We start from the raw sequence: 26,710 nt of genomic DNA, 5'->3' as shown, positions 1-26,710 counted from the left end.
CCGACCGGGCGCTCCGCGGTGCCGGCGCCGGGCCACGTTAGGGCAGGATCATGCTCGGCCCTGTGCTGACCGGGCCCGGCCTGGGGCCGCTGACGGAAGGTGACCAATGAACGCGACGGGGCGCGGTCGACGCGCGCGTGATCTCGGGATCGTGATCGGCGAGCACGGGCCGGGAGAGCACAACGCCATCACCGACGTGCCCGGCGTACGCGTCGGGCACTGCACCGTCCTGCGGGAGCCCGACATCCGCACCGGCGTGACCGCGATCGTCCCCGACGGCGTCGGCCCGCACGCGCCGCTGCCGGCGGGCCTGTTCGCCGGCAACGGCCACGGCAAGCTGGTCGGCGCCACCCAACTGGCCGAGCTCGGGCTGATCGAGGCGCCCGTCGTGCTCACCGCGACGCTGTCGGCCTTCCGCGCGGCCGACGCGGTGGTGAGCTGGATGCTGGCCCGGCCCGACTGCGCGGACGTGCGGACCTTCAACCCGGTCGTGGGGGAGTGCAACGACGGATACCTCTCCGACATCCGGGCCCGCCCGGTCGGTGAGGAGCAGGTGCTGGAGGCCGTCCACAGTGCCGCGCCGGGGCCGGTGGCGGAGGGGTGCGTCGGAGCGGGCACCGGCACCGGAGCCCTGGGGTTCAAGGCGGGCGTCGGCACCGCCTCCCGGGTGCTCGACCTGGCGGGCGGGCCGGTCACCATCGGCGTGCTGGTGCAGGCGAACTTCGGCGGCACGCTGCGCGTCCTGGGCTCCACCGTCACACCGGCGTCCCTGGGGCTGACCGGATCCGACACCCCGGACGTGGGGTCATGCATGGTCGTCGTCGCGACCGACGCGCCCCTCGACGCCCGCCAGCTCACCCGCCTGGCGCGGCGCGCGGTGTTCGGGCTGGGCCGGGTCGGCGCCTCCTACAGCCACGGCAGCGGGGACTACGGCATCGCCTTCTCGGTCCGGCCCGGCGGCGCCCCGCCCCGGGACGCGGCGTTGAGCCCGCTGTTCGAGGCGGCGCTCGACGCCGTCGAGGAGGCCGTACTGAACTCGCTGTTCACCGCGACGACCACGACGGGCATGGGCGGGCGGACCCTGCACGCGATACCGCTGCCCCGCCTGCTCGCGCTCCTGCGCCGCGGCGGGTCACCCCTCGCGGGAGGCTGACGGCCCCGGAGTCGAGCGCGCACGCGGCGACGCCCCGGCGGGGCTGCGGCGTCGCGCGGGCGGCCAACGTGAAGCTGACTCCAAGTTTGCAGTGAAGTAAAATTACCGATCGTGATCGATTCCGTCCCGGCCGGAGCCGGTGCCCCCGAGGGGCTGCGGGAGCGCAAGAAGCGCCGGACCCGGCGGCACATCACCACGGTGGCCACCGAGCTGTTCGTGGAACGCGGGTTCGACCAGGTCACCATCGCCGAGGTCGCCGCGGCGGCGGAGGTCTCGGTCAACACCCTCTACAACTACTTCGAGGCCAAGGAAGACCTGGTCCTGCCCCCCGAGGAGGTCTCCGGCCGGCGGCTGGCGGACATCGTCCGAGCCCGGGAGGCGGGCCGCTCCGCCGCGGCGGCGGTGCTCGGACACCTCCGGCAGGAGCTGCTCCGCCGCGACCGCACCCTGGGCCTGACCGAGGGGTTCGGGCGCTTCCTCGAGATGATGCGGGCCGCCCCCACCCTCGTCGCCCGGCTGGAGGGGCTGGCCTGGCAGATGACCGCCGCCCTGGCCGACGTGCTCGCCGAGGAGACGGAGGCCGCGCCCGACGACCCGCTGCCCAGGCTCGTCGCCGCGCAGATCGGCTGGGTCCACGCGCAGGTCCTCGGCGAGATCGGCAGGCGCACCGTCACGGGGGAGGATCCCGACGCCATCGCCGAGGCCGTGCTGGGCTTCCTCGACGTCATCGAGGGGCTGCTCAGCGAGCGGGTCCTGACGTACGCGATCCGGGAGGGATGACGCCGGCGGGTCGCGGCGCGTCCTCCCGGCGGCGGCCGGCGGCGGGCACCCGCTGCCCGGCGGGTCGACGGCCACCCCCCGTGGAGTGGCCGGCCCCCCATTCAATATCGTCCGATGCATGAGCACTCACTATGACGTCGTCGTCCTCGGCGCGGGCCCGGGTGGATACACGGCCGCCGTCCGAGCGGCCCAGCTGGGACTCAGCACCGCCATCGTCGAGGAGCGCTACTGGGGTGGCGTCTGTCTCAACGTGGGATGCATCCCCTCCAAGGCGCTGCTGCGCAACGCCGAGCTCGCCCACCTGTTCACGCACGAGGCCAAGACGTACGGCATCCGCGTCGAGGGCCAGGTCACCTTCGACTACGCGGAGGCCTTCAACCGCAGCCGCAAGGTCGCCGACGGGCGGGTCAAGGGCGTGCACTACCTGATGAAGAAGAACGGCATCACCGAGTACGACGGCCGCGGCACCTTCGTCGACGCCAACACGCTGCAGGTGGCCGGCCGGGACGGCAGTGCCCAGACGGTGACGTTCGACCACTGCATCATCGCCGCGGGCGCGACCACGAAGCTGCTGCCGGGGACGTCGGTGACGGACCGGGTCGTCACCTACGAGGAGCAGATCCTGAGCGACGAGCTCCCCGGGAGCATCGTCATCGCGGGTGCGGGCGCGATCGGGGTCGAGTTCGCCTACGTGCTGCACAACTACGGCGTCAAGGTGACGGTCGTGGAGTTCCTCGACCGCGTCGTCCCCCTGGAGGACGAGGAGGTCTCGGCGGAGCTCGCGCGGCGCTACAAGCGGCTCGGCATCGAGGTGCTGACCTCGACCCGGGTGGAGTCCATCGACGACTCCGGCGACAAGGTGCGGGTGACGGTCTCGCGCGACGGGCGGCAGCAGGTCCTTGAGGCCGACAAGGTGATGCAGGCGATCGGCTTCCAGCCGCGCGTCACCGGTTACGGGCTGGAGAGCACGGGCGTCAAGCTGACCGACCGGGGCGCCATCGACGTCGACGGCCGGTGCCGTACGAGCGTGCCGCACATCTTCGCCATCGGCGACGTGACCGCCAAGCTGATGCTCGCGCACGCGGCCGAGTCCATGGGGATCATCGCCGCGGAGACCATCGCCGACGAGGAGACGATGGAGCTCGACTACGTGATGATCCCGCGGGCGACGTACTGCCAGCCGCAGATCGCCAGCTTCGGCTTCACCGAGGCGCAGGCCCGTGAGCAGGGCTTCGACGTCAAGGTGGTCAAGTTCCCCTTCACCGCCAACGGCAAGGCCCACGGGCTGGGGGACGTCGCCGGGTTCGTCAAGATCGTCAGTGACGGCGAGCACGGAGAGCTGCTCGGCGCCCACCTGATCGGGCCGGAGGTCACCGAGCTGCTGCCCGAGCTGACGCTGGCCCAGCAGTGGGACCTGACGGTCCACGAGGTCGCGCGTAACGTGCACGCCCATCCCACGCTCGGCGAGGCGGTCAAGGAGGCGATCCACGGCCTGGCGGGCCACATGATCAACATGTGAGGCCCGGCGGTGCCCCGGGCAGGTGCGGGGCGGGCGGCCGGCGGCGTGTCGGGGTGGGCGGTCGGCGGCATGCCGGGGCGGGCATGACCTGGGCATGACCTCTCCGGCCGCCCCGCCGGCGCCTCCCGCGGCGCCGGCGGCCGTCCTGCCGGCCCCTGGAAAACGGGGGTAAATAAGGCTTATCCTCAGGTTTGAAGCTATGTTTCGCTTTACAGCAATTTTGTGATGTTGAGGATTTATATCCGCCCTTGCTGAGGCTTTTGTCGTTATTTATAGTGTGATGGCTAAAGTCAGGCAATGGACATCATGGCCCGCAACAACGTCAAGGTCACCGGCCGCAGGGGCGGCAGGCCCATGGTCTTCTCCCATGGGTTCGGCTGTGACCAGGCCATGTGGCGATACGTGGCCCCCGCCTTCGAGGACGAGTACGAGGTCGTCCTGTTCGACTACGTCGGAGCCGGCCGTTCGGAGATGTCCGCCTACTCCGCCGAGCGCTACATGTCGCTCGACGGCTACGCGCAGGACGTCCTCGACGTCTGCGACGAGCTGGACCTCACCGGGGCCGTCTTCGTCGGGCACTCGGTCAGCGCGATGGTCGGCGTGCTGGCGGCCATCCGCGAACCCCGCCGGTTCGCCAAGCTGATCCTGGTGGCGCCCTCACCCCGCTACATCGACGACGGCGACTACGTCGGCGGGTTCAGCGGCGCCGACATCGAGGAGCTCATCGCCTCGCTCGACAGCAACTACCTGGGGTGGTCGAGCCGGATGGCTCCGATGATCATGGAAAATCCGGACCGCCCGGAGCTGGGGGAGGAGCTGACCAACAGCTTCTGCCGTACCGACCCGGAGATCGCCAAGCAGTTCGCCAGGACGACGTTCCTGTCCGACAACCGGGACGATCTCCCGAAGGTGACCGTGCCCTCGCTGATCCTGCAGTGCTCGAAGGACGCGCTCGCCCCGACGCAGGTGGGCCACTACGTCCACCGCGCGATCCCCGGCAGCGAGCTGACGCTGATGCGGGCGACGGGACACTGCCCCAATCTGAGCGCCCCCGAGGAGACCATCGCCGCGATCAAGGCGTTCCTGCGGGCGGAGGTCCATGGCCATCCGTGATGACGCGCAGGTGACCCGGGGCGCGGTGGAGGAGCTGGAGGAGCTGTACGAGGACGCTCCGTGCGGCTATCTCACCACGCGGGGCGACGGCACGATCACCAGGGTCAACCGCACGCTGCTCGCCCTGACGGGCTACCGCAGGGACGAGCTGGTCGGCCGGTACCGGATTCACGACCTGCTGGCGGTCGGCGACCGCATCTTCTACGAGACGCACTTCGCCCCGCTGCTGGCGTTGCAGGCGGTGGTCAGGGAGGTCGCGGTCGACCTGAGACGCGTCGACGGGCGCCGGGTCCCGGTCCTGCTCAACGCGGTGATGCGGGAGCGGACCCCCACCCGGCCGGAGCAGATCTGGATCGGTGTCGTCGCCGCCAGCGACCGCAGGGACTACGAGCGCGAGCTCCTGCGGGCGCGGCAGCGGGCGGAACGGTCCCAGCGGCAGGCGACCGACCTCGCCCGGACCCTGCAGCGGAGCTTCATCCCGCCGGCGCTGCCCCGCGTCCCCGGCATGGACGTGGCCGGGACCTACCGGCCGGCCGGACAGGGCGACGAGGTCGGCGGCGACTTCTACGACATGTACGAGATCGTGGACGGCTGGGCGCTCACCCTGGGAGACGTGTGCGGCAAGGGGGTGGCGGCGGCCGTCGTCACCAGCCTGGCCCGCTACACCCTCCGGGCCGCGCCCCTGCGGGACAGCAGACCCTCGGCGGTCCTCGCCGCCCTCAACGAGGTGCTGCTCGGCGAGCAGACGGACCGGTTCCTGACGGCCGTCTACGCGCAGGTGCACCGGGACGCGCACGACCGCTTCCGCCTCACCCTCTCCCTGGGCGGCCACCCGCCCGCCGTCCGCATCTCCCGTGAGGGGCGGCTCGGCCTGGTCGGCCGGCCCGGGACCGTGCTGGGGATCCTGGAGACCGTGGACCTCCACGACGTCACCGTCGACCTCGCCCCGGGGGACACCGTCGTCTTCTACACCGACGGCGTCATCGAAGGACGGGCCGGCGACGAGCTGTTCGGCGAGGAGAGGATGGAGCAGGTGCTCAGCGCCTGCCGGGACGCGGACGCGGCGGGCATCGCCAGGCACCTGACGGACGAGGTGGTGGCCTTCCAGTCCGGCCTGCCCTGCGACGACATCGCCGTGGTGGTGCTCAAGATCCCGGAGTGAACGGCGGGAGCCGCCCGGCGGCCCGGTGGCCGGGCGGGCTCCGCCGTGGCGCGGTCCGTGCGCGGGGGGTCTACGGTCCGTGCGCGGGAGAAGCAGCGGCCGGCCGTGCCCGCGCCCTCAGGGGTCCCCGTCCCGTCTGGCCGGGGTCCGCAGGTCCGCCTCGTCGGCGAGCTGGTCCTCGACGACCGCGCACCAGCGGTGCCAGCGCGCCAGGTCGAGGTGCTCGTCGACATCGCCCACTCCCGCCCGGGCCATGAGCTCGTGGTTGTCGGCGGCGCTCTCGTGCGCGTTGACCAGCGCGTGGTGGCCGTGGTTGGCCAGCGCCTCGCTGACCGCCAGGTTCAGTGCTATCTCCCCCATCGTCCTGGGCCGGTCCGGGGGGCCGTCCCTGAAGTTGTTCCCGCGGAAGTCGTGGCCCTGTGAATCGTCGCTCATACGGGCTGAGTGCCCACCTGTCCCCGGAACTATCTGGGACTCCCGATCGGATGCGGGCGGCCGGCGCGTCCGGGGGTCCTCCGGCGTTGGTGCAGACTGGCTGCCATGCGAACACCTGCAGGAGCGGACGGCCCGTCGCGCACGCCCTTGACCGATCCGCCCGCGCGGGAGCCGTACGGCCGGCCGGTGGCCGCCGCCCCGGACGTGCCGCCGGCGGCCGGGCCGGAGGGAGCGACGGGGGACCGGAGGGCTCCGCTCCCCGGCGAGGTCCCCGGTGAGGTCCCCGGGGTGAACGTCCCCGACCGGCGTGGCCGTACCGGCCTGGACCAGGCCGGGCGCGACCTGGACGGCAACCCCCGGGTCCGGGTGCGCGAGGTGGATCTGCTCTCGTCGAGCTGGTACGTACTGCGCAGGACGACGTTCGACTACCTGCGCCTGGACGGGAGCTGGACCACCCAGGAGCGCGAGACCTACGACCGCGGCAACGGCGCGACGGTGCTGCTCTACGACGCCGACCGGGCGACGGTCCTGCTGATCCGGCAGTTCCGCTATCCGGCCTACGTCAACGGCCATCCCGACGGGTTCCTCCTCGAAACGGCCGGCGGCCTGCTCGACGACGACGACGCGGAGACCGCGATCCGGCGGGAGGCGTCGGAGGAGACGGGCTACGACATCGGCGAGGTCCGGCACGTCTTCGACGTCTACATGAGCCCCGGCTCGGTCACCGAGCGCGTGCACTTCTTCGCCGCGCCCTACAGCCCGGACCGGCGGACCTCCGAGGGCGGCGGGCTGGCCGACGACGGCGAGGAGATCGAGCTGGTGGAGCTGCCCTTCGCGAAGGCGCTCGCGATGATCGAGTCGGGGGAGATCGCCGACGCGAAGACCATCATGCTGCTGCAGTGGGCGGCGCTGTCCGGTCCGTTCGCCGGCCGAGATAGGTGAGGGGGCCGGGGTCGGCGACCGGGATCTCGTGGAAGCCGAGGCGGTCGTAGAAGGCCCTGGCCGGGGTGTTGGCGGTGACCATGCCCAGGTGCACCGCCGGCACCCCCTTGTGGTGCAGCGCGTCGAGGAAGGCGTTCATCAGTGCGCGGCCGTGGCCCTTGCGCTGGTGGTCCGGGAGCAGGTCGATGTGGAGGTGCGCCGGATACGCGGCCAGCTCCGGGAGGATCATCCGCTCGGGGCGGTACATCAGATCGATCATCGTCTCGCTCGGAGTGGCGGGCGGTCCGTCGAGGGCGGGAAAACGCTCTCTCATGCGGGGCAGCCATGCGGAGCGGAAGGAGCCGACGAAGGCGGCCGTGTCGGCCGTGCCGAGCACGTAGCCGACCGCGCGGTCCCCGTCGTCCAGGACGAAGGTCAGCTCCGGCTCCAGAAACGCGTAGGGAGCTGCGAAAATGCTCGGCATCAGCTCCAGGTCCGGGTAGATGTGCCGGGAGTCGCCACCGTCGTGCGCGGTCCGCACGCAGATGTCGTGGAGGGCGGCGCGGTCGCCGGGGTGGTACGGCCTGACTGTGGTCATGGGGGCAATGATGCCTTTCGTGGGAGCGCTCTCACAAGATCTGCGGATGGCCCGGGCCGTCCGGCGCGGTCGCGGGGCTTCCGGCATCCCCGCCGGGGCAATACCCTGCACGGCATGATCGAGGTGGAACTGCGGGGCTGGCGGCCCGACGACGCGCCGGCCCTGCTCGACGCGTTCGGCTCGCCGGACATGGCGCAGCAGGCGGCCCGGCCGATCGACACACCCCAGGCGGCACTGGAGTGGATGGGAGTGTGGGGCTTCCGGGACGACGCGCAGGCGTTCGCCGTGGTGGTGGACGGCAGCGTCGTGGGGAACGTCGCGGTGAGCAACATCGACGCGCACGACACCGGCTGGGTGTCCTACTGGACGTCGCCGCACGCCAGGGGGCGCGGGGTGGCCGTGGCCGCGGCCCGCAAGCTGGCGGACTGGGCGTTCCGGGAGCGCGGGCTCTTCCGGCTGGAGCTGGGACACCGGATCAACAACGCGGCCTCCTGCGCGGTGGCGACCAGGGCGGGTTTCCGGCCCGAGGGGGTCGAGCGGGCCAAGCTGTGCTACGACGGGGTGCGGTACGACGTGGAACGGCACGCCCGCCTGGCCACCGACTGACCCGCAGCACGGGCCGGGGGCGGCGTCTCACCGCACCGGTGAGCCGCGGTGCCCCGAGGGGGCCGCGTTCTAGAGGAGGCGGCGTCCTGGAGGAGGCCGCGTCCTGGAGGAGGTGGCGACGCGCTGGAGGCTACAGCGCCTTGAGGCCGGCGAGCACGTCCCGCAGCACGCTCTCCTGGGGGAGCGCGACATCGCCCGCGGGGAGCCGCATGGTGATCAGGCCGGATTCGCGCAGGTCGCCGAGGAGCACCCGGATCACCCCGATCGGCATCTCGATCTCCGAGGCCAGCTCGGCCACCGAGATCGGCAGGCGGCAGGAATCCATGATCACGGTGTGTTCGGGCGGCAGGTCCTGCGGCGGTTTCCTGATCGCCACCACGATGGCGATCAGGTCGAAGCGGGCCCCGGCGGCCCGGGTCCGGCCGCGGGTGAGCGTGTACGGGCGGACGATGGGACCGGCGTCCTGGTCGAGCCAGCGTTCCGTCATTCCGCCCCGCTTTCCTGCTCCGCACGGCGCCATCCGTCGCGGAACGACGTCATCACACTGCTCGGGGCCGGCTCCGGCGCCTCGACGGGCACGGGCCGCCGCGCCGGCACGGCCTGGCGCTCGGGCGCGGCCTGCCGTACCCGCTTGGGGAGGCCGCTGTCAGTGGTGATCCACTCGACCTCGGCCGAGTAGGCGGCCCGCGGGCCGGTCGCGTCGACGACCAGCTCGCCCGGCAGGAGCACGATCGCCGTGGTGCCGCCGAAGGGGGAGGGGCGCAGCGAGACGCGGATGCCGTGCCGGGCGGCGAGCTGCGTCACGACGAACAGGCCGAGCCGGTCGCTGTCGGCCAGGTCGAACTCCGGCGGGTCGGCCAGCCGCTCGTTGAGCTGGGCCATCTCGGCCGGGGTGATGCCGAGCCCGCGATCCTCCACCTCGATGACATAGCCCCTGGCCACCGCCTCGCCGTGGACGCTCACCGTGGTGTGCGGGGGCGAGAAGATGGCGGCGTTCTCCACCAGCTCGGCCACCAGGTGGATCACGTCGGTCACGACCGAGCCGACCACCGAGGGGCCCTGCGGCACGTTCACCGTCACGCGCTGGTAGTCCTCGACCTCCTCGACGGCGGCGCGGACCACGTCGTAGATCGCGACCGGCGTCCGCCAGCCCCGGCCCGGGACCGCGCCGGACAGGATGATCAGTCCCTCGGAGTGGCGGCGCATGCGGGTGGTCAGATGGTCCAGGCCGAACAGGTCCTCCAGGGTCTCCGGGTCGCTGGCCCGCCGTTCCATCGTCTCCAGCATGGAGAGCTGCCGGTGCAGGAGCGACTGGCTGCGCCTGGCCAGGTTCACGAAGACCTTGTTGACGCTCTTGCGCATCTGGGCCTGGCCGGCGGCCGCCTCGACGGCGGTCCGCTGGACGGAGGAGAACGCCTTGCCGACGTTCACGATCTCGGTGGTGGTGCCGTAGTTCAGCTCCCGGGCCTCGGAGCAGACGTCCTCGCCCTTGCGCAGCCGCTCGACCACGTCCGGCAGCCGCTTGTGCGCCAGGTCGAGGGCCGCCTGCTGGAGGCCGATGAGCTCGGTGCCGATCCGGCGGCCGAAGCGCACCGAGACGAAGATGGACACCGCGACCGCGATCAGACCGAGGCCGCCGGCGATCCCGATCTGGACCAGGATGCCGGTGGCCAGCGGTCCGGACCGTTCGGTGATGCCCCTGCTGACCTGGCCGCCGAGGCCGTCGAAGGTGTCGGAGAGCTCGGCCGAGACCGTCACCCAGGAGGGTTCGGGCCGGGCCGCCGTGGTGACGGCCTTCTCGATCCGCTCGAACGAGGTGTAGGCGGCCGAGCTCTGCAGGTCCCGGTAGAGCCCCTGGAACTCCTCGTCGAACTGGTCGAAGCCCAGGGAGTAGAGCAGCCTGCGGCCGGTGGCCAGCTCGCTGAACGCGGCGCGCTCCTCGGCGCTCATGCTGCCCTCGGCCACGGCGCCGGCGATCAGGGCCGCCTGCCGGCTGAGCATCTCGCGGCTGCGCCCCATCAGGACGACGGCGCGGGTCTGGTCGTTCAGGTCGATGTCCGAGGAGATCCGGATCTTGTCGTAGACCTCGAAGGCCGCCTGGATCATCCCGCTGTAGGCGTCGAGGGTCTGCATCCGGCCGGCGGTGTGGGTGTCGACCCCGCTCCGGACCTCGGTGAGCCGCTCCATCGCGGCCAGCAGACGGACCAGACGGTCCCACACGGCCGGGGTCGTGCTCTCCTGGAGCGCGGGGACCAGCCGTTCCAGCTCCGCCCGCGCGGTGTTGGTCTGGATGCGCTGGGCGTCGAGGTCGGTGCGCGGGACGGCCGAGTCGCCCAGGGCGGCCAGTGACAGCAGCCGCTCGTGCTGGAGCGCGGTGGTGACCGTCCGGGTGGGCAGGATTCCGCGCTCGTAGCCTTCGCTGGCCCGCAGCAGATCCTGGCCGCTCCGCAGGGTGAGGGTCGCCGCAAATGCCCAAATCGCTACAAGCGAGACAATCGGCACGAGAAGGAGGGTGAAAATCTTGACCCTGATCGAGTGGCTGCGGCCGGCCATAGTACCTCGCACTACGGATATGTGCGGTTAACAGTGGCGAAACCCTAGCAACGCTGCTCATCCGCGACCAGAGATGTCGGTGATTCATATCAAGAAAGGATTTATAGCTTTTGGGCTACTGCGAACCATCGCGCCTCCGGGCACGTCCTAGTTATGGAGGGGGAGGGGCCCATGAAAGAGATCGCGGAGCTGATCGGGGCGGAGGCCGACCGCGCCGGGCAGGCGGCGTTGGCCCGCGGCGGTGAGCTGGAGAAGTCGGGCGCGGTGCAGCTGGTCAGGTTCAGCCCGTCGGTGGTGGCCGCCGAGGTGGACGACGGCGCCGCGCGTGTGGAGTTCCGGCTCGCCGACGGAGTCCTGCACTGGTGGTGCACCTGTGCGGAGGGCCGGGACAACGGGGCCATGTGCGCGCACTGCGTGGCGACGGCTCAGTCGGTCAAGAGCAGGACGGACAGGAAGGCCTCGCCGGGGGCGTCGTCGGCGACGGCCTCGGTGAGCACGGTGCGGATCGCCTCGTAGGCCGGGTGGTCGGCGGCCCGCAGCACCGAGGAGTCCGACCAGACCAGCAGGTGCTCGCCCGCCGGCAGCCACGTCAGGTCGGTCAGGCAGTCGTACAGCGCGTCGAGGTTGTGCCCGAAGTAGTCGGGGAACGACAGGGCCTCGGCGATCGCGGCCATGGCGTCGGCGGAGGTGGTGATCGCCGAGCCGCCGATCCGGTGCGGGGCGGCGTCGGGCCGCACCTCCCCGGGGCCGGCCGCCGCGCGCTCCTCGAACGTTCCCCTGGGCAAGGCGGGTCACCTCCGCACGTCGACGGCCACGAAGGACCGGTAGTGGTCCGCGGTGTAGTAGATCTCGCCGGCGCCGCCCCCGCTGACCATCCGCCGCGCGCCCCGGTCCGACCTCCGCGGGGTCGGCACGGTGTATTCGCGGTAGTGGCCCCGTGCCTTGACCGGCAGAAGGCGCTCCCGGTTCTGGAAGACCACGCCGTCGCGGGGGTAGGGGAAGGGCCCGCCGTCGCGGATCAGCCGCCAGGTGGCGGCGGCCTCGGGCGGTAGCGCCGACAGCGCCCTGACGGGCAGCGCGCCGGGCACGGTCCGGGCCGTGCCGGCCGTCGCCGGTGAGGCCCCCGGCCTGGCGGGTGCCGAGTGGCGGGTGTCCGGACCCGCGGCGGACCCGGCGGGCGCGCACCCGCTCAGCAGCGCCACCGCCGACAGGACCGCGGCGATTCCCCGATGTCTCACCAGGCCAAGCTACCCGCACGGATCCCCGGGAAAACGGGAGGGGGCCGCCCGCGCTTGACTGAATTGTCTAGTTGTCAGACAATCTAGCCATGAAGCTCGCCGTTGTCGGAGCCGCCGTGCTCTGGGGCACCGCAGGCACCGCCGGCCTGCTCGTCGCCGGCGTCGACCCGGTCTCCCTGGCCGCCGCCCGCTTGGTGATCGGCGGCCTGGTGCTCGCCGTCGCCGCGGGGCCGGCCCTCCGGTCCCTGCCGCACCGGGGCCTGCTGCTGGCGGCCGCGCTGGCCGTGGCCGCCTACCAGCTCTGCTTCTTCGCCGCGGTCAGCCGGACCGGCGTGGCCATCGGCACCGTGGTCGCCATCGGCAGCGGCCCGGTCTTCACCGGCCTGCTCTCCTGGCTGCTCAACCGGGTGCCGCCCACCCGGCGCTGGGCCGGGGCGACCGCGGTGGCGATCGCGGGCTGCGCCGTGCTCACCGGCGGAGGGGGCGAGGCGCGGCTGGACGGGATCCTGATCGCGCTGGTCGGCGGTCTGCTGTACGCCTTCTACGCAGTGGCGGCGGCCCGGGTGATCGGCGCGGGCGCCCCCTCCGGCGCGGTGATGGGGGCGATGTTCGGCGGGGCCGCGGTCGTGATGCTCCCGGTCCTGCTGTGGACGGGCACCGCCTGGCTCGCCGAGCCGCGCGGCCTGCTCACCGCCCTCTACCTGGGCTGCGCCACCACCGCGCTGGCCTACGTCCTGTACGGCAGGGGCCTGCGCACCACCCCCGTCGCGACCGCCGCCACCCTCGCCCTCGCCGAGCCAGCGGTCGCCGCCCTGCTCGGCGTCGCGGTGCTCGGTGAGCGGCTCACGCTCGCCTCGGCCGGCGGGCTGGCGCTGCTCGGCGCGAGCCTGGCCGTGGTGGCCCTGCCCGAGCGGCGTCCGGACCGCCGGGGCCGGGTCGCGGCAATAGAGTCGTCGGCGTGACCATCCCGCTCCGCCCCGTCTCCGCCGTCAACGCCCTCGCCGACGCCCTGCGCCGCCGGGTGCTCTCCGGCGAGATCGCCCCGGGCACCCCGCTGCCGGAACAGGAACTGTCCACCCTGTACGGCGTGGCCCGGCCGACCGTCCGGGAGGCGCTGGCCGTGCTCGTGCACGAGGGCCTGCTCAGGCGCGAACGGCACCGCAGCGCGCAGGTGGCCGAGGTCACCCTGGCCGACCTGGACGACCTGATGTTCGTGCGGCGCCCGCTGGAGGACCTCATGGCCACCGCCCTGGCCGGGCGGCGGGTCGAGGAGGCCGACGGGGCGCTGGCCCGGATGGCCGCGCTGCCCGGTGACGCCCCCTGGTCCGACGTGGTGGCCGAGCACATGGCGCTGCACCAGGCGCTGATCGTCGCGGTGGGCAGTCCCCGGCTGGAGCGGCTCTACGCCGTGCTGGCCGCCGAGACCCGCCTCGGCCTGGTACGGCTGCGCGCCGTCTACACCGACCGGGACGTCCTGGTCGCCGAGCACCGGGCGCTGCTCGACGCGATCGGCAGGGGGCCCGCGGAGAGCGCGCGGCGGGCCGTCGCCACTCACCTCGACCACGGCTGGGGCACGGACTGACGGCTCCCCGGCGGATCGCCGCCGCGGCACGGGCACGGGCGCGGGTGGGACCTGCCGGACGTGGCCGTGCGGCGGACCACCGTGCGTGCGGCGGACCACCGTGCGTGGGGCGGACCACCGTGCGTGGGGCGGACCACCGTGCGTGGGGCGGACCACCGTGCGTGGGGCGGACCACCGGCCGTGCGGCGGCCCACCGGCCGTGCGGCGGCCCACCGTGCGCGGCCGTGCGGCGGCAGGTCGCGGCCCGTGCCGATGGCCGGACTTGCACGCTTCTATTGCACCGGACGCCCTGAAGTCGTCACAATCGCGGCCATGCACGGCAATTCAGTGCCGGATTCCTACGTATACGTCACCGAAGAAGGCGTGACCCGCCACTACGCGGACGGCAGCGTTGACGCCCTCGCGTGGGAGGACGTCGTCGAGGTGCGGGTGGTGGGCGATCCGGACGTCATCTACATACTCCTTGACCGTGAGGGCCAGGGATGCGTGGTGCCCCAGGCGGCCACCGACACCGCCTTCCTCACCAGGCTCCGCTACCTCCCGGAGTTCGACTTCGACAGGCTCGGCGAGGCGGTGGACGCCGCCCGCGGCGATTACGTCGTCGTCTGGCGCAGTCCTGAGCCCCCGTCCCCCCTGCCGGATTTCGAGTACGACTAATTCCTGCTCATCGGGCGGATCGTGGCAGGCGGTCCTACATGTTTGGACCGTTCCGTCAAGATGTTCTCTCTGCCCCACTTAGGCCAGTAGTGGACAGGAGGCCGGTATTCCCCTGCCGAATCTTGATCTCTAGGATTTCCATGGGTATCCACGCTCCTGATGCATTAGAGAAATCTGTCAACCAATGAAACGAGGCAGGCGTCTCGTTATCTGTTAATGCCGGGGCATCTGGGTGGGGTGGTATGAGAGTGGGGACAGAGGCGCCCGCTGTCGCGCTCCTGGGCAGTTCGGTGCGTACCGCTCCGAGCATCTGGACACGTTCCTATGCGCGGATTCTGCTGGCCGGCGACCTCGCGTGCGCGGTGGTCGCCTGTGAGTCGGTCCTCGGGGTCCGGCTCTGGTTCGGTGCCTTCATTCCGGGGACGGAAGCGCTGCTGGGGCTGGGTCTGGCCCTGGCGTGGCCGTTCTCGCTCGCGGTGGGAGGTGCTTATCGCAAGCGTGCACATGGTGAGGGGACGGAAGAGTTCCGGGCGGTCTTCGACGGCGGCGTCGGTCTGACGGCCGCTGTCGCGATCGGGGCCTACGCCACGCAGACGACCATCGCCCGTAGCTTCGTGATGGCGATGTTCCCTCTCGCGCTCATCCTCACGATCGTTTTCCGCTATCGCATGCGCAAACGGCTCCACCGGCGGCGGTCCTTCGGGGAATACATGCGCCAGGTGGTCGCCGTCGGGCACCGGGAGTCGGTGCTCGACCTGGTGATGCAGCTCCGCAGGCAGCCGCACCACGGCATGACGGTGGTCGCCGCGTGCCTGCCGTCGGGCTCCGACGGCCTCGACGTCGACGGCGTCCCGGTGCTCGGGGGCTTCGGCGACGTCCCCGACGTGGTGGCCGAGGTCAACGCCGACGCCGTGGCGATCCTGGCCTGCCCCGAGCTGGACGGCGCCGCGCTGCGCCGGCTCGCCTGGGGCCTGGAGGACGCCCGCACCGACCTGTTCGTCGCGCCCGCGCTGATGGACGTGGCGGGCCCGCGCATCAGCATCCGGCCGGTGGCCGGGATGCCGCTGCTGCACGTCGAGCACCCCGAGTTCGACGGCGCCAAGCACCTGGCCAAAAGCCTGTTCGACCGGGTCGGCGCGGGCCTGGCCCTGCTGGTGCTGGCCGTACCCATGCTGGTCATCACCGCGCTGATCCGCGCGACCAGCCCGGGGCCGGCGCTGTTCCGGCAGGTGAGGGTGGGCAAGGGCGGCCGGGAGTTCAGGGTCGTGAAGTTCCGCACGATGGTCAACGACGCGGAACGGCTCAAAATCGATCTCCAGCGGCACAACGAGTTCGACGGCGTGCTGTTCAAGATGAGGAACGATCCAAGGATCACCCGCGTGGGCGCCTTCCTCCGCCGCTACTCCCTCGACGAGCTGCCGCAGCTGCTCAACGTGCTCCGCGGGGAGATGTCGCTCGTCGGGCCCCGGCCGCCGCTGCCCGAGGAGGTCAAGCAGTACGGCGAGGACGTGCGCCGTCGCCTGGTCGTCAAGCCCGGCATGACCGGGCTGTGGCAGGTGAGCGGACGCTCCGATCTGACCTGGGAGGAGTCGGTCCGGCTCGACCTGCGCTACGTCGAGAACTGGTCGCTCTTCCTGGACCTGCAGATCCTCTGGAAGACCTGGAGTGCCGTCACCGGCGGAGAAGGGGCCTACTAGCCGTGAAAGCACTCGTGCTCGCCGGAGGGTCGGGCACTCGGCTGAGGCCGATCACCCACACCTCCGCCAAGCAGCTTGTCCCAGTGGCCAACAAGCCCGTGCTCTTCTACGGGCTCGAGGCCATCGCCGCGGCCGGCATCCGGGAGATCGGGATCGTGGTGGGCGACACGCAGGCGGAGATCGAGGCGGCCGTCGGCGACGGCTCCGCCTTCGGCCTGGAGGTGACCTACATCCGCCAGCAGGCCCCGCTCGGGCTGGCCCACGCCGTGCTGACCGCCCGCGACTACCTCGGCGACGACGACTTCGTCATGTACCTCGGCGACAACTTCATCGTCGGCGGGATCAGCGGCATCGTGGAGCGGTTCGCCCATGATCGGCCGTCCGCCCAGATCATGCTCACCCAGGTCGGCGACCCCCGGCAGTTCGGCGTCGCGGAGCTCGACGCCGGAGGCCGGGTGATCGGGCTGGAGGAGAAGCCCGACGAGCCCAAGAGCGACCTGGCGCTCGTCGGCGTCTACCTGTTCACTCCCGCGATCCACGAGGCGGTGACCGAGCTCAAGCCGTCGTGGCGGGGCGAGCTGGAGATCACCGACGCGATCCAGTGGCTGATCGAGACGGGGCACCAGGTCGAGTCCACCGTCATATCCGGCTACTGGAAGGACACCGGCAACGTCACCGACATGCTGGAGGTCAACCGGCTGGTCCTGGAGTCCCTGGACGGCCGCGTTGACGGCCGGGTCGACGGCGCCAGCGAGCTGATCGGCCGGGTGGTCGTCGAGCCGGGCGCCGTGGTCGAGCGGTCGCGCATCGTCGGCCCGGCGATCGTCGGCGCCGGGGCCCGGATCCTGGACAGCTACGTCGGCCCCTTCACCTCCATCGCGGCCGACTGCGTGATCAACGGCAGCGAGATCGAATACTCGATCGTGCTGCCCCGCTCCTCGATCTCCGGGGTGTCCCGGATCGAGTCCTCGCTGATCGGACACGACGTCGAGGTCACCCCCGCCCCCAAGACTCCCAGAGCCCACCGTCTCGTGCTGGGCGATCACAGCAAGGTTCAGATCAGCTCTTGAGATCCTCCCCACGGCCGGGGCCGGGACGTCCCGGCCCGCACGGCCTGGAGTCCCTGCCCCGCGGCCGGCCGCGGCCACCCCTGCCGGGTGCCGCGGTCCGCCCCGGCTCAGCAGGTGTTTCACCTCCCCGTCAGCCCGGCCGCGGGATCCTCGCGGCCGCCCGGGGACCGTTCGGTCATCGCAAGCCCGCGCACGACCACAATCGGAAGGAGGCAGGGGCGTCCCGCCCGTGGCCGAGGCCAGGGGCACACGCTCCGGAACGCCGATGAAGATCTTGGTCATCGGTGGGGCCGGCTTCATCGGCTCCCACTACGTCCGCACGCTCAACGCGGACGGTGCCACCGTGACTGTCGTCGACAAGCTCACCTACGCCGGCAACCCGGCGAACCTGGAGGGCGCCGCCCACGACTTCGTGCACGGCGACATATGTGACGCCGAGCTGATGGCCGCCGTGGTGCCCGGCCACGACCTCGTCATCAACTTCGCGGCCGAGACCCACGTGGACCGGTCCATCGCCGGCGCCGGGGAGTTCGTGCGGACCAACGTGCTCGGCACGCAGACCCTGATGCAGGCGTGCCTCGACGCGGGCACCCAGCGGGTGGTTCAGGTCTCCACCGACGAGGTCTACGGATCGATCGACGTCGGCTCCTGGAAGGAGGACACGCCGCTGCGGCCGCGCTCGCCGTACTCGGCGGCCAAGGCGGGCGGCGACATGATCGCCCTCGCCTACGCGGTCACCCACGGCCTGCCGGTCTCCATCACCCGCTGCGGCAACAACTACGGGCCCTACCAGTACCCGGAGAAGCTGATCCCGCTGTTCGTCACCAACCTCCTGCAGGGGCGCAAGGTCCCGCTCTACGGCGACGGCGGCAACGTCAGGGACTGGGTCCACGTCGACGACCACTGCGCGGGCATCCGGCTCGTCGCCGAGCGGGGCGAGCCCGGCGAGGTCTACCACATCGGCGGCACGGCGGAGATGAGCAACATCGAGCTCATCACCCAGCTGCTGGCGGCCTGCGGGGCCGACTGGGACATGGTCGAGCGCGTCGAGGACCGCAAGGGGCACGACCGCCGCTACTCCCTGGACGACTCCCGGCTGCGCGCCCTCGGCTACCGGCCGGGCGTCCCGTTCGAGCAGGGCCTGGCCGACACGGTCCGCTGGTACGCCGACAACCCGGGCTGGTGGAAGGCGGCGACGAACCGGCCCGACGGGCACGGCGCGCTCGCGGCCACCGACGCCGGGCGGCGCGGCGAGGAGAGCGCATGAGCCGGTGGCTGGTCACCGGCGCCTCCGGCATGCTCGCGACCGAGCTGCTGAGCCGCCTGAAGGCCGCGGGGGAGCCGGTCCTCGCCCTCCGCAAGGACGAGCTCGACCTCCGTGACACCTCCGCCGTGCACCATCTGGTGTCGGCCTGCCGGCCGGACATCGTGGTCAACTGCGCCGCGTGGACGGCGGTGGACGACGCCGAGACGCGTGAGGACGAGGCGCTGGCCGTCAACGGGCACGGGGTGCGGGCCCTGGCCGAGGCGTGCGGGCGCCTCGGCGCGCGGATGATCCACCCCTCCACGGACTACGTCTTCGACGGGAGCGGGGTGGACCCCTACCGCGAGGACGCCCGGCCCTGCCCGGTCAACGCCTACGGGCGCACCAAGCTCGCCGGCGAGCGCGCCGTGCTGGAGGTGCTGCCCGAGACCGGCTACGTCGTGCGGACCGCCTGGCTGTACGGCGCGGCCGGCAAGAGCTTCGTCGGCACCATCGCCGGTCTGGAGCGGACCCGGCCGGTGCTGGATGTCGTCGACGACCAGATAGGCCCGCCCACCTGGGCCGGCGACCTGGCCGCGGGGCTCGTCGAGATGGGGCGGACCGGCCCCCCGCCGGGGATCTACCATGCCACCGGCGCGGGTCAGACGAGCTGGTACGGCTTCGCGAGGGAGATCTTCACGCTGCTGGGCGCGGACCCGGACCGGATCAACCCGGTGCCGGCCAAGGAGTTCGCGCGTCCCGCGTCGCGGCCGGCCTACAGCGTGCTGGGACACGAACGCTGGGACCGGGCGGGACTGCCGCCGATGCGGGACTGGCGCGAGGCGCTACGGGAATCCGATGTGCTCGTCAACTGCTAGGCGCGGCCGGCCGGCCCTCGGGAGAGGCGAGGTCCTCGTAGTGGGCCACGCAGGCGCGGTAGTCGGGCAGCAGCCCCGCGTCCAGAGCCTCCTTGAGGCTGGGGGCGGCGGCGTCCTTGTCCGACAGGATCGGCTCCACCCCGGCGGGCCAGTCGATCGCGAGGGTCGGGTCGAAGGGGTGGACGCCGTGCTCGCGTCCGGGGGCGTAGGGCTGCGAGCACATGTAGACGACCGTGGCCTGCTCGCTGAGCGCCATGAACCCGTGGCCCAGCCCCTCGGCGACGTAGAGGCCGCGCCGGGACTCGTCGTCCAGGCGCATGGCCTCCCACCGCCCGAAGGTGGGGGAGCCGACGCGGATGTCCACGACGACGTCGAGGACGGCCCCGGAGACACACGTGACGTATTTGGCCTGGCCAGGCGGGACGTCGGCGAAGTGGATGCCCCGCAGGACGCCCCGCTTGGAGACCGAGACGTTGGCCTGGGCGAGATCCAGCCGATGGCCGATGGATCGCTCCAGGTCGGCGGAGCGGTACAGCTCCAGGACCGCGCCGCGGGGGTCGGAGTGGATACGAGGCGTATGGCACCAGATTCCGGCGATGCTGAGGGGTTCCATGGCCGAAGCATGCCACAGCGGACCCGTGTAACACCGCCGAAGTATCGGGCGAAATCCTAGGGTTCGCGCTCGATGAAATGATCTTTATGGAGACCGGTCGAGCCGCGTTCCGCGGCTAGGGAGTGTATTGATGACAACCTGCCGGCTGTGCGGCTCCCCGAGCCTCGCCAGCGTCGTCGACCTCGGCGCGACACCGCCCTGCGAGCGGTTCCTCACCGCTGAGCAGCTCGACGAGCCCGAGACCACCTACCCGCTGCACCTGCGGGTCTGCACCGACTGCTGGCTGGCGCAGATCCCGCCGCTGATCACGCCAGAGGACACCTTCACCGAGTACGCCTACTTCTCGTCGTACTCGACCTCGTGGGTGGAGCACGCCCGGGAGTTCGTGGCCGGGGCGGTCGACCGGCTGGGGCTGGACGGCGACTCGTTCGTGGTCGAGGTGGCCAGCAACGACGGATACCTGCTGCGGCACGTGGTCGATCGGGAGATCCGGTGCCTGGGCGTCGAGCCGTCGAAGAACGTCGGCGAGGCGGCCAGGGAGAAGGGCGTGCCGACCCTGACGGCCTTCCTCGGCCCCGAGACCGGCGCCGCGGTCCGTGCCGAGCACGGGCCCGCCGACCTGGTGGTGGCCAACAACGTCTACGCCCACATCCCCGACGTCATCGGATTCACCAAGGGCCTGCGCGCGCTCGTGGCCGACGACGGGTGGGTCTCCATCGAGGTCCAGCACCTGCTCACCCTGATGGAGCACAACCAGTACGACACGATCTACCACGAGCACTTCCAGTACTACACGGTCGCCTCCGCGCAGCGTGCCCTGGCCTCCGGCGGGCTGTCCCTCGTGGACGTCGAGCTGCTGCCGACCCACGGCGGCTCGATCCGCCTGTGGGCGCGGCCGCAGGAGGCGGCCGGCGAGCCGGGCGAGCGGGTGGACCGGGTGCTCGCCGCGGAGAAGGCCGCGGGCCTGCACGAGCTGGCCGGATACACCGAGTTCGCCGCCCGGGTGGCCCGGGTCCGGCGGGAGCTGCTGAAGTTCCTCGTCGAGGCCGCCGAGCAGGGCAAGACGGTGGTCGGCTACGGCGCCCCCGGCAAGGGGAACACGCTGCTCAACCACTGCGGGGTCCGCCCGGACCTGCTGTCGTACACAGTGGACCGCAACCCCTACAAGCACGGCAGGTTCACCCCCGGCACGCGGATCCCGATCCTGCCGCCGGAGCGGATCGCCGAGGACCGGCCCGACTACGTGCTGGTCCTGCCGTGGAACCTCCGCGAGGAGCTCACCGGCCAGCTGTCCTCCGTACACACGTGGGGCGGCCGGCTGGTCTTCCCCATCCCCAGCCTGGAGATCGTCGAGGTGAACCCGTGAAGGTCGTGCTCTTCTGCGGCGGATACGGAACGCGGATGCGCACCGGCACCCCCGGTGACGTGCCCAAGCCCATGCAGCTCGTGGGTCCCCGGCCGCTCATCTGGCATGTGATGCGCTACTACGCGCACTTCGGGCACACGGAGTTCATCCTCTGCCTCGGTTATGGAGCGCACCACATCAAGGACTTCTTCCTCAACTACCAGGAGACCATCTCCAACGACTTCGTCCTGCGCGGCGGCCGGGTCGAGCTGCTGTCCACCGACATCTCCGACTGGTCGATCTCCTTCGTGCAGACCGGGATCGAGTCGCCGATCGGCGAGCGGCTGCGCCGGGTCCGCGACCACCTCGACGGCGCCGAGATGTTCCTGGCCAACTACGCCGACGTGCTCACCGACGCGCCGCTGCCGGAGATCATCGACCGCTTCGCCGCGTCCGACGCGGGTGCCTCCATGATGGTCGTCCCGCCGTCGGACACCTTCCACTGCGTGGAGCTCGGCGAGAGCGGGATGGTCGGCGGGATCACCCCGGTCAGCCAGATGCCGCTCTGGGTGAACGGCGGATACTTCGTGCTCCGCCAAGAGGTCTTCGACCACATCCCGCCGGGCGGCGACCTCGTCGCCGACGGCTGCGCCGAGCTCGCCAAGCGCGGCCGGATGCTCGCCTACCCGCACCGCGGATACTGGCGGCCGACCGACACGGTCAAGGAGCGGGTCGCCCTCGACGAGGCGTACTCGCGGGGCGAGCGGCCGTGGGCGCTGTGGGAGCGGGAGCCCGCGGGGCAGCCGGCATGATCGGATTTCGGCCGGCCGGGGCGGGCGGGACAGCCGGGAGCGGCGGGGTGCGGAGCGTCGCGCTGCTCGCCGCCCACTGCGACGACATCGCCATCGGCGCGGGCGGCAGCCTGCTGACCGTCTGCTCGGCACACCCCGGCGTCCGGGTGGACGCGCTGGTGCTCTCCGGCGGCGGCACCGAGCGGGAGGACGAGGAGCACGCGGCGCTGACCGCCTTCTGTCCCGGCGCCGACCTGCGGCTCACCGTGCTGAAGCTGCCCGACGGGCGGCTGCCCGCGCACTGGGACGAGGCGAAGGGCGCCGTGGAGGAGCTGCGCGCGCGGACCGACCCGGACCTGATGTTCGCGCCGCACCCCGGCGACGCCCACCAGGACCACCGCGGACTGGCCCGGCTGGTGCCCACGGCCTTCCGCGACCACCAGGTGCTCGGCTACGAGATCGTCAAGTGGGACGGCGATCTCGGACGGCCGTCGGTCTACCAGCCGCTCACCCCCGAGGTGGCGGAGGCGAAGGTGACCCTGCTCCAACAGCACTACCCCTCACAACGGCGGCGTCCCTGGTACGACCGTGAGGCGTTCCTCGGGCTGGCGCGCATCCGCGGGATCGAGTGCCATGCGCGCTACGCGGAGGCGTTCCACGTCAACAAGTTGACTCTCGATCTGGCTGGAGGATGAACCGGATGCGCGTACTGCTGACCGGGCACCAGGGCTACCTGGGAAGTGTGATGGCTCCGGCGCTCGCCGAGGCGGGCCACGAGGTGATCGGCCTGGACTCGGGGCTGTTCGCCGACTGCGTTCTGGGTCCCACGCCGGACGACCCCCGCGGTCACCCGGTCGACCTGCGAGACGTCACCGCCGGCGAGCTGGCGGGGGTGGACGCCGTGGTGCACCTGGCCGCGCTCTCCAACGACCCGCTCGGCTCGCTGGCGCCCCAGCTCACCTACGACATCAACCACCACGCGTCGGTGCGCCTGGCCCGGCTGGCCCGCGAGGCGGGCGTGCGCCGGTTCCTGTACGCCTCCACCTGCTCGGTCTACGGCGCCTCCGGCGGCGACGGCCTGGTCGGGGAGGACGCGCCGCTGCGCCCGGTGACCCCCTACGCCGAGTCCAAGGTCCGGGTCGAGGACGACCTGGCCGAGCTGGCCGACGGCGACTTCACCCCGGTCTTCCTGCGCAACGCCACCGCGTTCGGGTTCTCGCCCCGGCTCCGGGCGGACATCGTGCTGAACAACCTCGTCGGGCACGCGCTGCTGTCGGGCACGGTGCGGGTGCTGTCCGACGGCACCCCGTGGCGGCCGCTGGTGCACGCCGAGGACATCGCGGAGGCGTTCGTCCTGGCCCTGGCCGCCCCCCGGGAGGTCGTGCACGCCCGGGCGTTCAACGTCGGCACCGAGGAGAACAACGTGACCGTGGCGGAGATCGCCGCCGAGGTCGTCGAGGCGGTGCCCGGCTCCGAGCTGGTGATCACCGGTGAGGCCGGGGCGGACCCGCGCTCCTACCGGGTGGACTTCTCCCGCATCCGCGCCGCGCTGCCCGGCTACCAGGCGCGCTGGACGGTCAAGGAGGGCGCGGTCGAGCTGGTCGAGGCGTACCAGCGGCACGGCCTGACCGAGCACGACTTCCAGCACCGTTTCACCAGGCTCGCCCGGCTGTCGGCCCGGCGTGCCGAGGGCAGCGTCGACGGCGCGCTGCGCCCGCGCGGGGCGGTCGCCGGTGACGATTGAGACCGTGGGGCGTCAGATGCACGCCCTGGTCGAGCGGCTCTACCCGCTGTGCCGGAGCATCACCGGCGACGGGGTGCGCCGCACTCTGGAGATCGTCGGCGAGTCGGTCCCCCTGCGGATCCACGAGGTGCCGACGGGGACCGAGGTCCTCGACTGGACGGTGCCCAAGGAGTGGAACATCCGTGACGCCTACGTCAAGGACGCCTCGGGCACACGGGTGGTCGACTTCGCCGAGTCCAACCTCCACGTCGTCGGCTACAGCGTCCCGGTGTCGGCCGTCATGTCCCTGCGGGAGCTCCGCCCCCACCTGCACACCCTGCCCGAGCAGCCCGACCTGATCCCCTACCGGACGAGTTACTACGCCGAGACGTGGGGCTTCTGCCTGCGGGAGAGCACCCTGGCGGGCCTGCCGGAGGGCGACTACGAGGTCAGGATCGACTCGACCCTCGCCGACGGTCACCTGACCTACGGCGAGCACGTGGTGCCGGGACAGGTCTCCGAGGAGGTGCTCGTCTCCTGCCACGTTTGCCATCCCTCGCTGGCCAACGACAACCTGGCGGGCGTCGCCGTGGCGGCCGAGCTCGCGCGGCGGCTGGCCGGGACCGACCCGTACTACACCTACCGCTTCCTGTTCATGCCCGGCACGATCGGCGCGATCACCTGGCTGGCGCGCAACCGGGAGCGTTCCGAGAGGGTCAAGCACGGGCTCGTGCTGGCCTGCGCCGGGGACGGCGGCGCGCTGACCTACAAGCGCAGCCGGCGCGGGGACGCGGAGATCGACCAGGTGGTCCGGCACGTCCTGCGGACCTCGGGGCGCGAGCACGAGATCGTGGACTTCTCACCGTACGGCTACGACGAGCGGCAGTTCTGCTCGCCCGGTTTCGACATGCCGGTCGGCTCGCTGACCCGCACGCCGTACGCCGGCTACCCGGAGTACCACACCTCGGCGGACAACCCGGACTTCGTCTCACCCGAGGCGATGGCCGACACGCTGGAGACCTGCTGGGAGATCACGCGGGTGCTGGAGCGCAACCGGCGTTACGTCAACCTCAGCCCGTACGGCGAGCCGCAGCTCGGCCGACGGGGCCTGTACGGGTCGCTGGGCGGCCGCAGCGACACCAAGCAGGCGCAGATGGCGATGTTGTGGGTGCTGAACCTCTCCGACGAGGAGCACAGCCTGCTGGACATCGCGGAACGGTCCAACCTGCCCTTCGCCGCCGTGGCGGATGCGGCACAGGCCCTGCGTGGTGCAGGACTGCTCAAGGAGAAGGGGAAATGACGCAGGTCCAGACCGTCATGGGTGCCGGGGCGCTCAACCTCCGGGTCGGTGAGCTGGTCGAGGTGCTCAGCGAGGCCGAGATCATGGCCACGCTGGACGAGAGGGGTGAGCTGGACGCGCTGCCCTTCATGCCGGAGATGCTGGCCTTCTGCGGGCAGCGGCTCACCGTGCACAAGGTCGCCCACAAGCTCTGTGACACGATCAGCCGTACCGGCATGCGGCGGATGGAGCGCGCCGTGCACCTGACCGGGGCGCGCTGCGGCGGCCAGGCGCACGGCGGCTGCCAGACGGCCTGCCTGATGTACTGGAAGGAGGCGTGGCTCAAGCGGGTGGAGCCCGGCGACCCCCCGGCGACCGCCCCGTCCGCCCCGCGGGACCCCGCGGCCTCCGGCGGCGGACCCGGGACCGCGGGTCCGGGTGGCCTCGCGGCGGGCCGGCCCCTCCTGCCGATCCTGGAGGTCGCCGCCCGGAAGGAGCCCGGCCCGGACGGGGAGGAGCGCTTCTCCTGCCAGGCCACCGAGCTGCTGCGGGCCGCGCCCACCTGCCTGCCGTTCAAGGACGTCCGCCAGTACGTCATGGATGTGCGCACCGGCAACGCGGGCATGTTCTTCGCGCTCCGCGCCTTTCTCGTCGGGCTTTTCAACCGCTTTCAGGACCGGAGCGGACGGGTGCTGCCAAGCTGGCTGCGGATCAGGGGCGGCCTCCGGTGGGGGTTCGTCAAGGGCGGGCTCGTCGGCGCGACGCCGAGCGTCACCCTCGACCTCCGGCCGGGAGAGCTCGTCCGGATCAAGTCCAAGGAGGAGATCGTCAAAACCCTCAACCAGGACCTGCTCAACCGCGGGATGGGGTTCGAGGAGGAGATGTCGCGTTACTGCGGGCAGACGGCGCGGGTGCTCTCGCGGGTCGATCGGTGCATCGACGAGAAGACCGGCCGGATGCTCCAGATGAAGTCCCCGTGCATCGTGCTGGAGGGCGTCGTCTGCGCGGGCGCTTACACCGTCAGCTGCCCGCGTGAGTTCATCCCGTTCTGGCGGGAGATCTGGCTGGAACGGATCGAGGAGCCCGCCTGACCCGACCGCCGCCGCCGAGACGGCGCCGGCGGCCCGGCGGGCTGGCTGTGAAAGGTAAGACATGGAAGACAGACAGGGCGCGGAGCCGGCGACGGGCACGGACCCGGAGTCCGGGCCGCCCGGCCCGGCCGCCTCCCCGGACGGGGAGAACGGCCGGGTCGGGGAGATCGGCCGCCAGGCCGGTCGCGGGCTGCGCTGGAGCGTGCTGGGCAACCTGGCGATGAAAGTCGGCTCGTTCGCCATGAGCCTGGTCCTCGCCCGCCTGCTGGTACCGGAGGACTTCGGCGTCTTCGCCATCGCGCTGGCGGCCAGCCAGCTCGTCGTCCACATCAACGACGCCGGCATCATCGCGGCGACCGTGCAGTGGCGGGGCAGGCTTGAGGACATGGCGCCCACGGCGACGGTCGTGGCCATCGTGTCCAGCGGCGTCCTGTACGGGATCTTCTGGGTGATCGCGCCGTTCTTCGCGCAGCTGTCCGGGAGCGAGGAGGCCACCTGGGTGATCCGGGTGCTCGCGGCCACCAACGTCGTCTACGGCCTGACCGCCGTGCGCAGCGCGGCGCTGCTGCGCAGGTTCGAGCAGGACAAGCTCACCAAGGCCAACCTGGTGGGCTTCCTGGTGAACGCCACGGTCTCCATCACGCTCGCCGCCGGGGGCGCCGG

At 71.7% G+C, this 26,710-nt stretch carries 29 protein-coding genes; 22 read left to right on the top strand and 7 right to left on the bottom strand.

Going from position 1 to position 26,710, the window contains the following annotated elements:
* Nucleotides 1-106: 106 nt before the first annotated feature.
* From ACWDS7_RS13855 to ACWDS7_RS13835, 5 genes are all read left to right on the top strand, one after another.
* Nucleotides 107-1,153 (top strand): P1 family peptidase, encoded by a 1,047-nt coding sequence (locus tag ACWDS7_RS13855; protein ID WP_451929559.1) that lies wholly within the window; start codon nt 107-109, stop codon nt 1,151-1,153.
* A 111-nt stretch (nt 1,154-1,264) separates the two neighbouring features.
* Nucleotides 1,265-1,933 (top strand): TetR/AcrR family transcriptional regulator, encoded by a 669-nt coding sequence (locus tag ACWDS7_RS13850; RefSeq protein WP_451929558.1) that lies wholly within the window; start codon nt 1,265-1,267, stop codon nt 1,931-1,933.
* A gap of 118 nt (nt 1,934-2,051) precedes the next feature.
* The gene (lpdA, locus tag ACWDS7_RS13845) at nt 2,052-3,452 is read left to right on the top strand and encodes a dihydrolipoyl dehydrogenase (RefSeq protein WP_451929557.1); all 1,401 of its coding nucleotides are present in this window, start codon (nt 2,052-2,054) and stop codon (nt 3,450-3,452) included.
* Between the two features lie 297 nt (nt 3,453-3,749).
* A complete protein-coding gene (locus ACWDS7_RS13840) occupies nt 3,750-4,565 on the top strand; it encodes an alpha/beta fold hydrolase (protein ID WP_451929556.1) in 816 nt (271 codons plus the stop codon).
* Entirely contained in the window at nt 4,552-5,727 is a 1,176-nt protein-coding gene (locus ACWDS7_RS13835; RefSeq protein WP_451929555.1) for a PP2C family protein-serine/threonine phosphatase, read from the top strand. Before ACWDS7_RS13840 ends, ACWDS7_RS13835 begins: the two co-directional genes overlap by 14 nt.
* A gap of 117 nt (nt 5,728-5,844) precedes the next feature.
* Here the strand turns inward: ACWDS7_RS13835 and ACWDS7_RS13830 are convergent, their stop codons facing one another.
* A complete protein-coding gene (locus ACWDS7_RS13830; protein WP_451929554.1) occupies nt 5,845-6,162 on the bottom strand; it encodes a hypothetical protein in 318 nt (105 codons plus the stop codon).
* Nucleotides 6,163-6,267: 105 nt separating this feature from the next.
* Here ACWDS7_RS13830 and ACWDS7_RS13825 point away from each other — a divergent pair, with 105 nt between their 5' ends.
* Nucleotides 6,268-7,104: an NUDIX domain-containing protein gene (locus ACWDS7_RS13825; protein ID WP_451929553.1), complete on the top strand. Its 837-nt coding sequence runs from the start codon at nt 6,268-6,270 to the stop codon at nt 7,102-7,104.
* On the opposite strand, the gene ACWDS7_RS13820 is transcribed toward ACWDS7_RS13825, so the two are convergent.
* A complete protein-coding gene (locus ACWDS7_RS13820) occupies nt 7,049-7,681 on the bottom strand; it encodes a GNAT family N-acetyltransferase (protein ID WP_451929552.1) in 633 nt (210 codons plus the stop codon). The genes ACWDS7_RS13825 and ACWDS7_RS13820 overlap by 56 nt on opposite strands.
* Before the next feature lie 114 nt (nt 7,682-7,795).
* Between ACWDS7_RS13820 and ACWDS7_RS13815 the strand changes: the two genes are divergently transcribed.
* The gene (locus tag ACWDS7_RS13815; RefSeq protein ID WP_306860312.1) at nt 7,796-8,287 is read left to right on the top strand and encodes a GNAT family N-acetyltransferase; all 492 of its coding nucleotides are present in this window, start codon (nt 7,796-7,798) and stop codon (nt 8,285-8,287) included.
* Between the two features lie 130 nt (nt 8,288-8,417).
* On the opposite strand, the gene ACWDS7_RS13810 is transcribed toward ACWDS7_RS13815, so the two are convergent.
* A complete protein-coding gene (locus ACWDS7_RS13810) occupies nt 8,418-8,774 on the bottom strand; it encodes a DUF742 domain-containing protein (RefSeq protein WP_451929551.1) in 357 nt (118 codons plus the stop codon).
* Nucleotides 8,771-10,789, bottom strand: a complete 2,019-nt coding sequence (locus ACWDS7_RS13805; RefSeq protein ID WP_451929550.1) for a sensor histidine kinase — start codon at nt 10,787-10,789, stop codon at nt 8,771-8,773. The genes ACWDS7_RS13810 and ACWDS7_RS13805 overlap by 4 nt, the downstream gene beginning before the upstream one ends.
* 222 nt (nt 10,790-11,011) lie before the next feature.
* Between ACWDS7_RS13805 and ACWDS7_RS13800 the strand changes: the two genes are divergently transcribed.
* A complete protein-coding gene (locus ACWDS7_RS13800; protein ID WP_451929549.1) occupies nt 11,012-11,356 on the top strand; it encodes a hypothetical protein in 345 nt (114 codons plus the stop codon).
* Here the strand turns inward: ACWDS7_RS13800 and ACWDS7_RS13795 are convergent.
* Both ACWDS7_RS13795 and ACWDS7_RS13790 read right to left on the bottom strand, forming a co-directional pair.
* The gene (locus tag ACWDS7_RS13795; RefSeq protein WP_451929548.1) at nt 11,266-11,625 is read right to left on the bottom strand and encodes a barstar family protein; all 360 of its coding nucleotides are present in this window, start codon (nt 11,623-11,625) and stop codon (nt 11,266-11,268) included. The two genes, ACWDS7_RS13800 and ACWDS7_RS13795, sit on opposite strands and share 91 nt — an antisense overlap.
* A 6-nt stretch (nt 11,626-11,631) precedes the next feature.
* Nucleotides 11,632-12,078 (bottom strand): ribonuclease domain-containing protein, encoded by a 447-nt coding sequence (locus ACWDS7_RS13790; protein WP_451929547.1) that lies wholly within the window; start codon nt 12,076-12,078, stop codon nt 11,632-11,634.
* Nucleotides 12,079-12,167: 89 nt separating this feature from the next.
* Between ACWDS7_RS13790 and ACWDS7_RS13785 the strand changes: the two genes are divergently transcribed.
* The 7 genes from ACWDS7_RS13785 to rfbD all read left to right on the top strand — a co-directional run bounded on the left by ACWDS7_RS13785 (nt 12,168) and on the right by rfbD (nt 19,205).
* Complete coding sequence (locus tag ACWDS7_RS13785; RefSeq protein WP_451929546.1) at nt 12,168-13,040, top strand: DMT family transporter; 873 nt, start codon at nt 12,168-12,170, stop codon at nt 13,038-13,040.
* Complete coding sequence (locus tag ACWDS7_RS13780) at nt 13,037-13,660, top strand: GntR family transcriptional regulator (RefSeq protein WP_306860298.1); 624 nt, start codon at nt 13,037-13,039, stop codon at nt 13,658-13,660. Before ACWDS7_RS13785 ends, ACWDS7_RS13780 begins: the two co-directional genes overlap by 4 nt.
* A gap of 312 nt (nt 13,661-13,972) precedes the next feature.
* A complete protein-coding gene (locus ACWDS7_RS13775) occupies nt 13,973-14,317 on the top strand; it encodes a hypothetical protein (RefSeq protein WP_306860296.1) in 345 nt (114 codons plus the stop codon).
* Nucleotides 14,318-14,559: 242 nt separating this feature from the next.
* Nucleotides 14,560-16,014 (top strand): sugar transferase, encoded by a 1,455-nt coding sequence (locus ACWDS7_RS13770; protein WP_306860295.1) that lies wholly within the window; start codon nt 14,560-14,562, stop codon nt 16,012-16,014.
* A 2-nt stretch (nt 16,015-16,016) separates the two neighbouring features.
* Complete coding sequence (locus ACWDS7_RS13765; RefSeq protein ID WP_306860293.1) at nt 16,017-17,084, top strand: glucose-1-phosphate thymidylyltransferase; 1,068 nt, start codon at nt 16,017-16,019, stop codon at nt 17,082-17,084.
* A 265-nt stretch (nt 17,085-17,349) separates the two neighbouring features.
* The gene (rfbB, locus tag ACWDS7_RS13760) at nt 17,350-18,351 is read left to right on the top strand and encodes a dTDP-glucose 4,6-dehydratase (RefSeq protein ID WP_306860291.1); all 1,002 of its coding nucleotides are present in this window, start codon (nt 17,350-17,352) and stop codon (nt 18,349-18,351) included.
* Nucleotides 18,348-19,205 carry a dTDP-4-dehydrorhamnose reductase gene (rfbD, locus tag ACWDS7_RS13755; RefSeq protein WP_306860289.1) on the top strand — a complete coding sequence of 286 codons (858 nt, stop codon included), beginning with the start codon at nt 18,348-18,350 and terminating at the stop codon, nt 19,203-19,205. Before rfbB ends, rfbD begins: the two co-directional genes overlap by 4 nt.
* Here rfbD and rfbC read toward each other — a convergent pair.
* Complete coding sequence (gene rfbC, locus ACWDS7_RS13750; RefSeq protein ID WP_451929545.1) at nt 19,195-19,818, bottom strand: dTDP-4-dehydrorhamnose 3,5-epimerase; 624 nt, start codon at nt 19,816-19,818, stop codon at nt 19,195-19,197. The two genes, rfbD and rfbC, sit on opposite strands and share 11 nt — an antisense overlap.
* Before the next feature lie 130 nt (nt 19,819-19,948).
* Here rfbC and ACWDS7_RS13745 point away from each other — a divergent pair, with 130 nt between their 5' ends.
* The 7 genes from ACWDS7_RS13745 to ACWDS7_RS13715 form a co-directional block, all read left to right on the top strand.
* Nucleotides 19,949-21,184 carry a class I SAM-dependent methyltransferase gene (locus tag ACWDS7_RS13745; protein WP_306860285.1) on the top strand — a complete coding sequence of 412 codons (1,236 nt, stop codon included), beginning with the start codon at nt 19,949-19,951 and terminating at the stop codon, nt 21,182-21,184.
* Nucleotides 21,181-21,975: a sugar phosphate nucleotidyltransferase gene (locus ACWDS7_RS13740; RefSeq protein ID WP_306860283.1), complete on the top strand. Its 795-nt coding sequence runs from the start codon at nt 21,181-21,183 to the stop codon at nt 21,973-21,975. The genes ACWDS7_RS13745 and ACWDS7_RS13740 overlap by 4 nt, the downstream gene beginning before the upstream one ends.
* Nucleotides 21,972-22,649, top strand: coding sequence for a PIG-L deacetylase family protein (locus tag ACWDS7_RS13735; RefSeq protein WP_451929544.1), 678 nt, complete (start codon nt 21,972-21,974; stop codon nt 22,647-22,649). Before ACWDS7_RS13740 ends, ACWDS7_RS13735 begins: the two co-directional genes overlap by 4 nt.
* A gap of 5 nt (nt 22,650-22,654) precedes the next feature.
* The gene (locus ACWDS7_RS13730) at nt 22,655-23,698 is read left to right on the top strand and encodes an NAD-dependent epimerase/dehydratase family protein (RefSeq protein ID WP_306860280.1); all 1,044 of its coding nucleotides are present in this window, start codon (nt 22,655-22,657) and stop codon (nt 23,696-23,698) included.
* Between the two features lie 4 nt (nt 23,699-23,702).
* Nucleotides 23,703-24,977, top strand: coding sequence for a DUF4910 domain-containing protein (locus tag ACWDS7_RS13725; RefSeq protein ID WP_451929543.1), 1,275 nt, complete (start codon nt 23,703-23,705; stop codon nt 24,975-24,977).
* Nucleotides 24,974-26,047: a hypothetical protein gene (locus tag ACWDS7_RS13720; RefSeq protein ID WP_451929542.1), complete on the top strand. Its 1,074-nt coding sequence runs from the start codon at nt 24,974-24,976 to the stop codon at nt 26,045-26,047. The genes ACWDS7_RS13725 and ACWDS7_RS13720 overlap by 4 nt, the downstream gene beginning before the upstream one ends.
* A 61-nt stretch (nt 26,048-26,108) precedes the next feature.
* Nucleotides 26,109-26,710, top strand: a 602-nt coding sequence (locus ACWDS7_RS13715; RefSeq protein WP_451929541.1) for an oligosaccharide flippase family protein, incomplete at its 3' end; no start/stop codon positions are given.

The sequence above is a fragment of the Streptosporangium sp. NPDC003464 genome, assembly GCF_053588315.1.
Note: the sequence above shows the minus strand (reverse complement) of the source record. Positions and strands in the feature narration are given on the sequence as shown.

Excerpts from the sequence above, each read along its gene's own strand:
- ACWDS7_RS13855 (WP_451929559.1), top strand. The coding sequence starts at position 107 with ATGAACGCGACGGGGCGCGGTCGACGCGCGCGTGATCTCGGGATCGTG.
- ACWDS7_RS13720 (WP_451929542.1), top strand. The coding sequence starts at position 24,974 with ATGACGCAGGTCCAGACCGTCATGGGTGCCGGGGCGCTCAACCTCCGG.
- ACWDS7_RS13735 (WP_451929544.1), top strand. The coding sequence starts at position 21,972 with ATGATCGGATTTCGGCCGGCCGGGGCGGGCGGGACAGCCGGGAGCGGC.
- ACWDS7_RS13730 (WP_306860280.1), top strand. The coding sequence starts at position 22,655 with ATGCGCGTACTGCTGACCGGGCACCAGGGCTACCTGGGAAGTGTGATG.
- ACWDS7_RS13775 (WP_306860296.1), top strand. The coding sequence starts at position 13,973 with ATGCACGGCAATTCAGTGCCGGATTCCTACGTATACGTCACCGAAGAA.
- ACWDS7_RS13745 (WP_306860285.1), top strand. The coding sequence starts at position 19,949 with ATGACAACCTGCCGGCTGTGCGGCTCCCCGAGCCTCGCCAGCGTCGTC.
- ACWDS7_RS13820 (WP_451929552.1), bottom strand. The coding sequence starts at position 7,681 with ATGACCACAGTCAGGCCGTACCACCCCGGCGACCGCGCCGCCCTCCAC.
- ACWDS7_RS13785 (WP_451929546.1), top strand. The coding sequence starts at position 12,168 with ATGAAGCTCGCCGTTGTCGGAGCCGCCGTGCTCTGGGGCACCGCAGGC.
- ACWDS7_RS13835 (WP_451929555.1), top strand. The coding sequence starts at position 4,552 with ATGGCCATCCGTGATGACGCGCAGGTGACCCGGGGCGCGGTGGAGGAG.
- ACWDS7_RS13825 (WP_451929553.1), top strand. The coding sequence starts at position 6,268 with ATGCGAACACCTGCAGGAGCGGACGGCCCGTCGCGCACGCCCTTGACC.
- rfbB (WP_306860291.1), top strand. The coding sequence starts at position 17,350 with ATGAAGATCTTGGTCATCGGTGGGGCCGGCTTCATCGGCTCCCACTAC.
- ACWDS7_RS13830 (WP_451929554.1), bottom strand. The coding sequence starts at position 6,162 with ATGAGCGACGATTCACAGGGCCACGACTTCCGCGGGAACAACTTCAGG.
- rfbC (WP_451929545.1), bottom strand. The coding sequence starts at position 19,818 with ATGGAACCCCTCAGCATCGCCGGAATCTGGTGCCATACGCCTCGTATC.
- ACWDS7_RS13840 (WP_451929556.1), top strand. The coding sequence starts at position 3,750 with ATGGACATCATGGCCCGCAACAACGTCAAGGTCACCGGCCGCAGGGGC.
- lpdA (WP_451929557.1), top strand. The coding sequence starts at position 2,052 with ATGAGCACTCACTATGACGTCGTCGTCCTCGGCGCGGGCCCGGGTGGA.
- ACWDS7_RS13800 (WP_451929549.1), top strand. The coding sequence starts at position 11,012 with ATGAAAGAGATCGCGGAGCTGATCGGGGCGGAGGCCGACCGCGCCGGG.
- ACWDS7_RS13810 (WP_451929551.1), bottom strand. The coding sequence starts at position 8,774 with ATGACGGAACGCTGGCTCGACCAGGACGCCGGTCCCATCGTCCGCCCG.
- ACWDS7_RS13815 (WP_306860312.1), top strand. The coding sequence starts at position 7,796 with ATGATCGAGGTGGAACTGCGGGGCTGGCGGCCCGACGACGCGCCGGCC.
- ACWDS7_RS13770 (WP_306860295.1), top strand. The coding sequence starts at position 14,560 with ATGAGAGTGGGGACAGAGGCGCCCGCTGTCGCGCTCCTGGGCAGTTCG.
- rfbD (WP_306860289.1), top strand. The coding sequence starts at position 18,348 with ATGAGCCGGTGGCTGGTCACCGGCGCCTCCGGCATGCTCGCGACCGAG.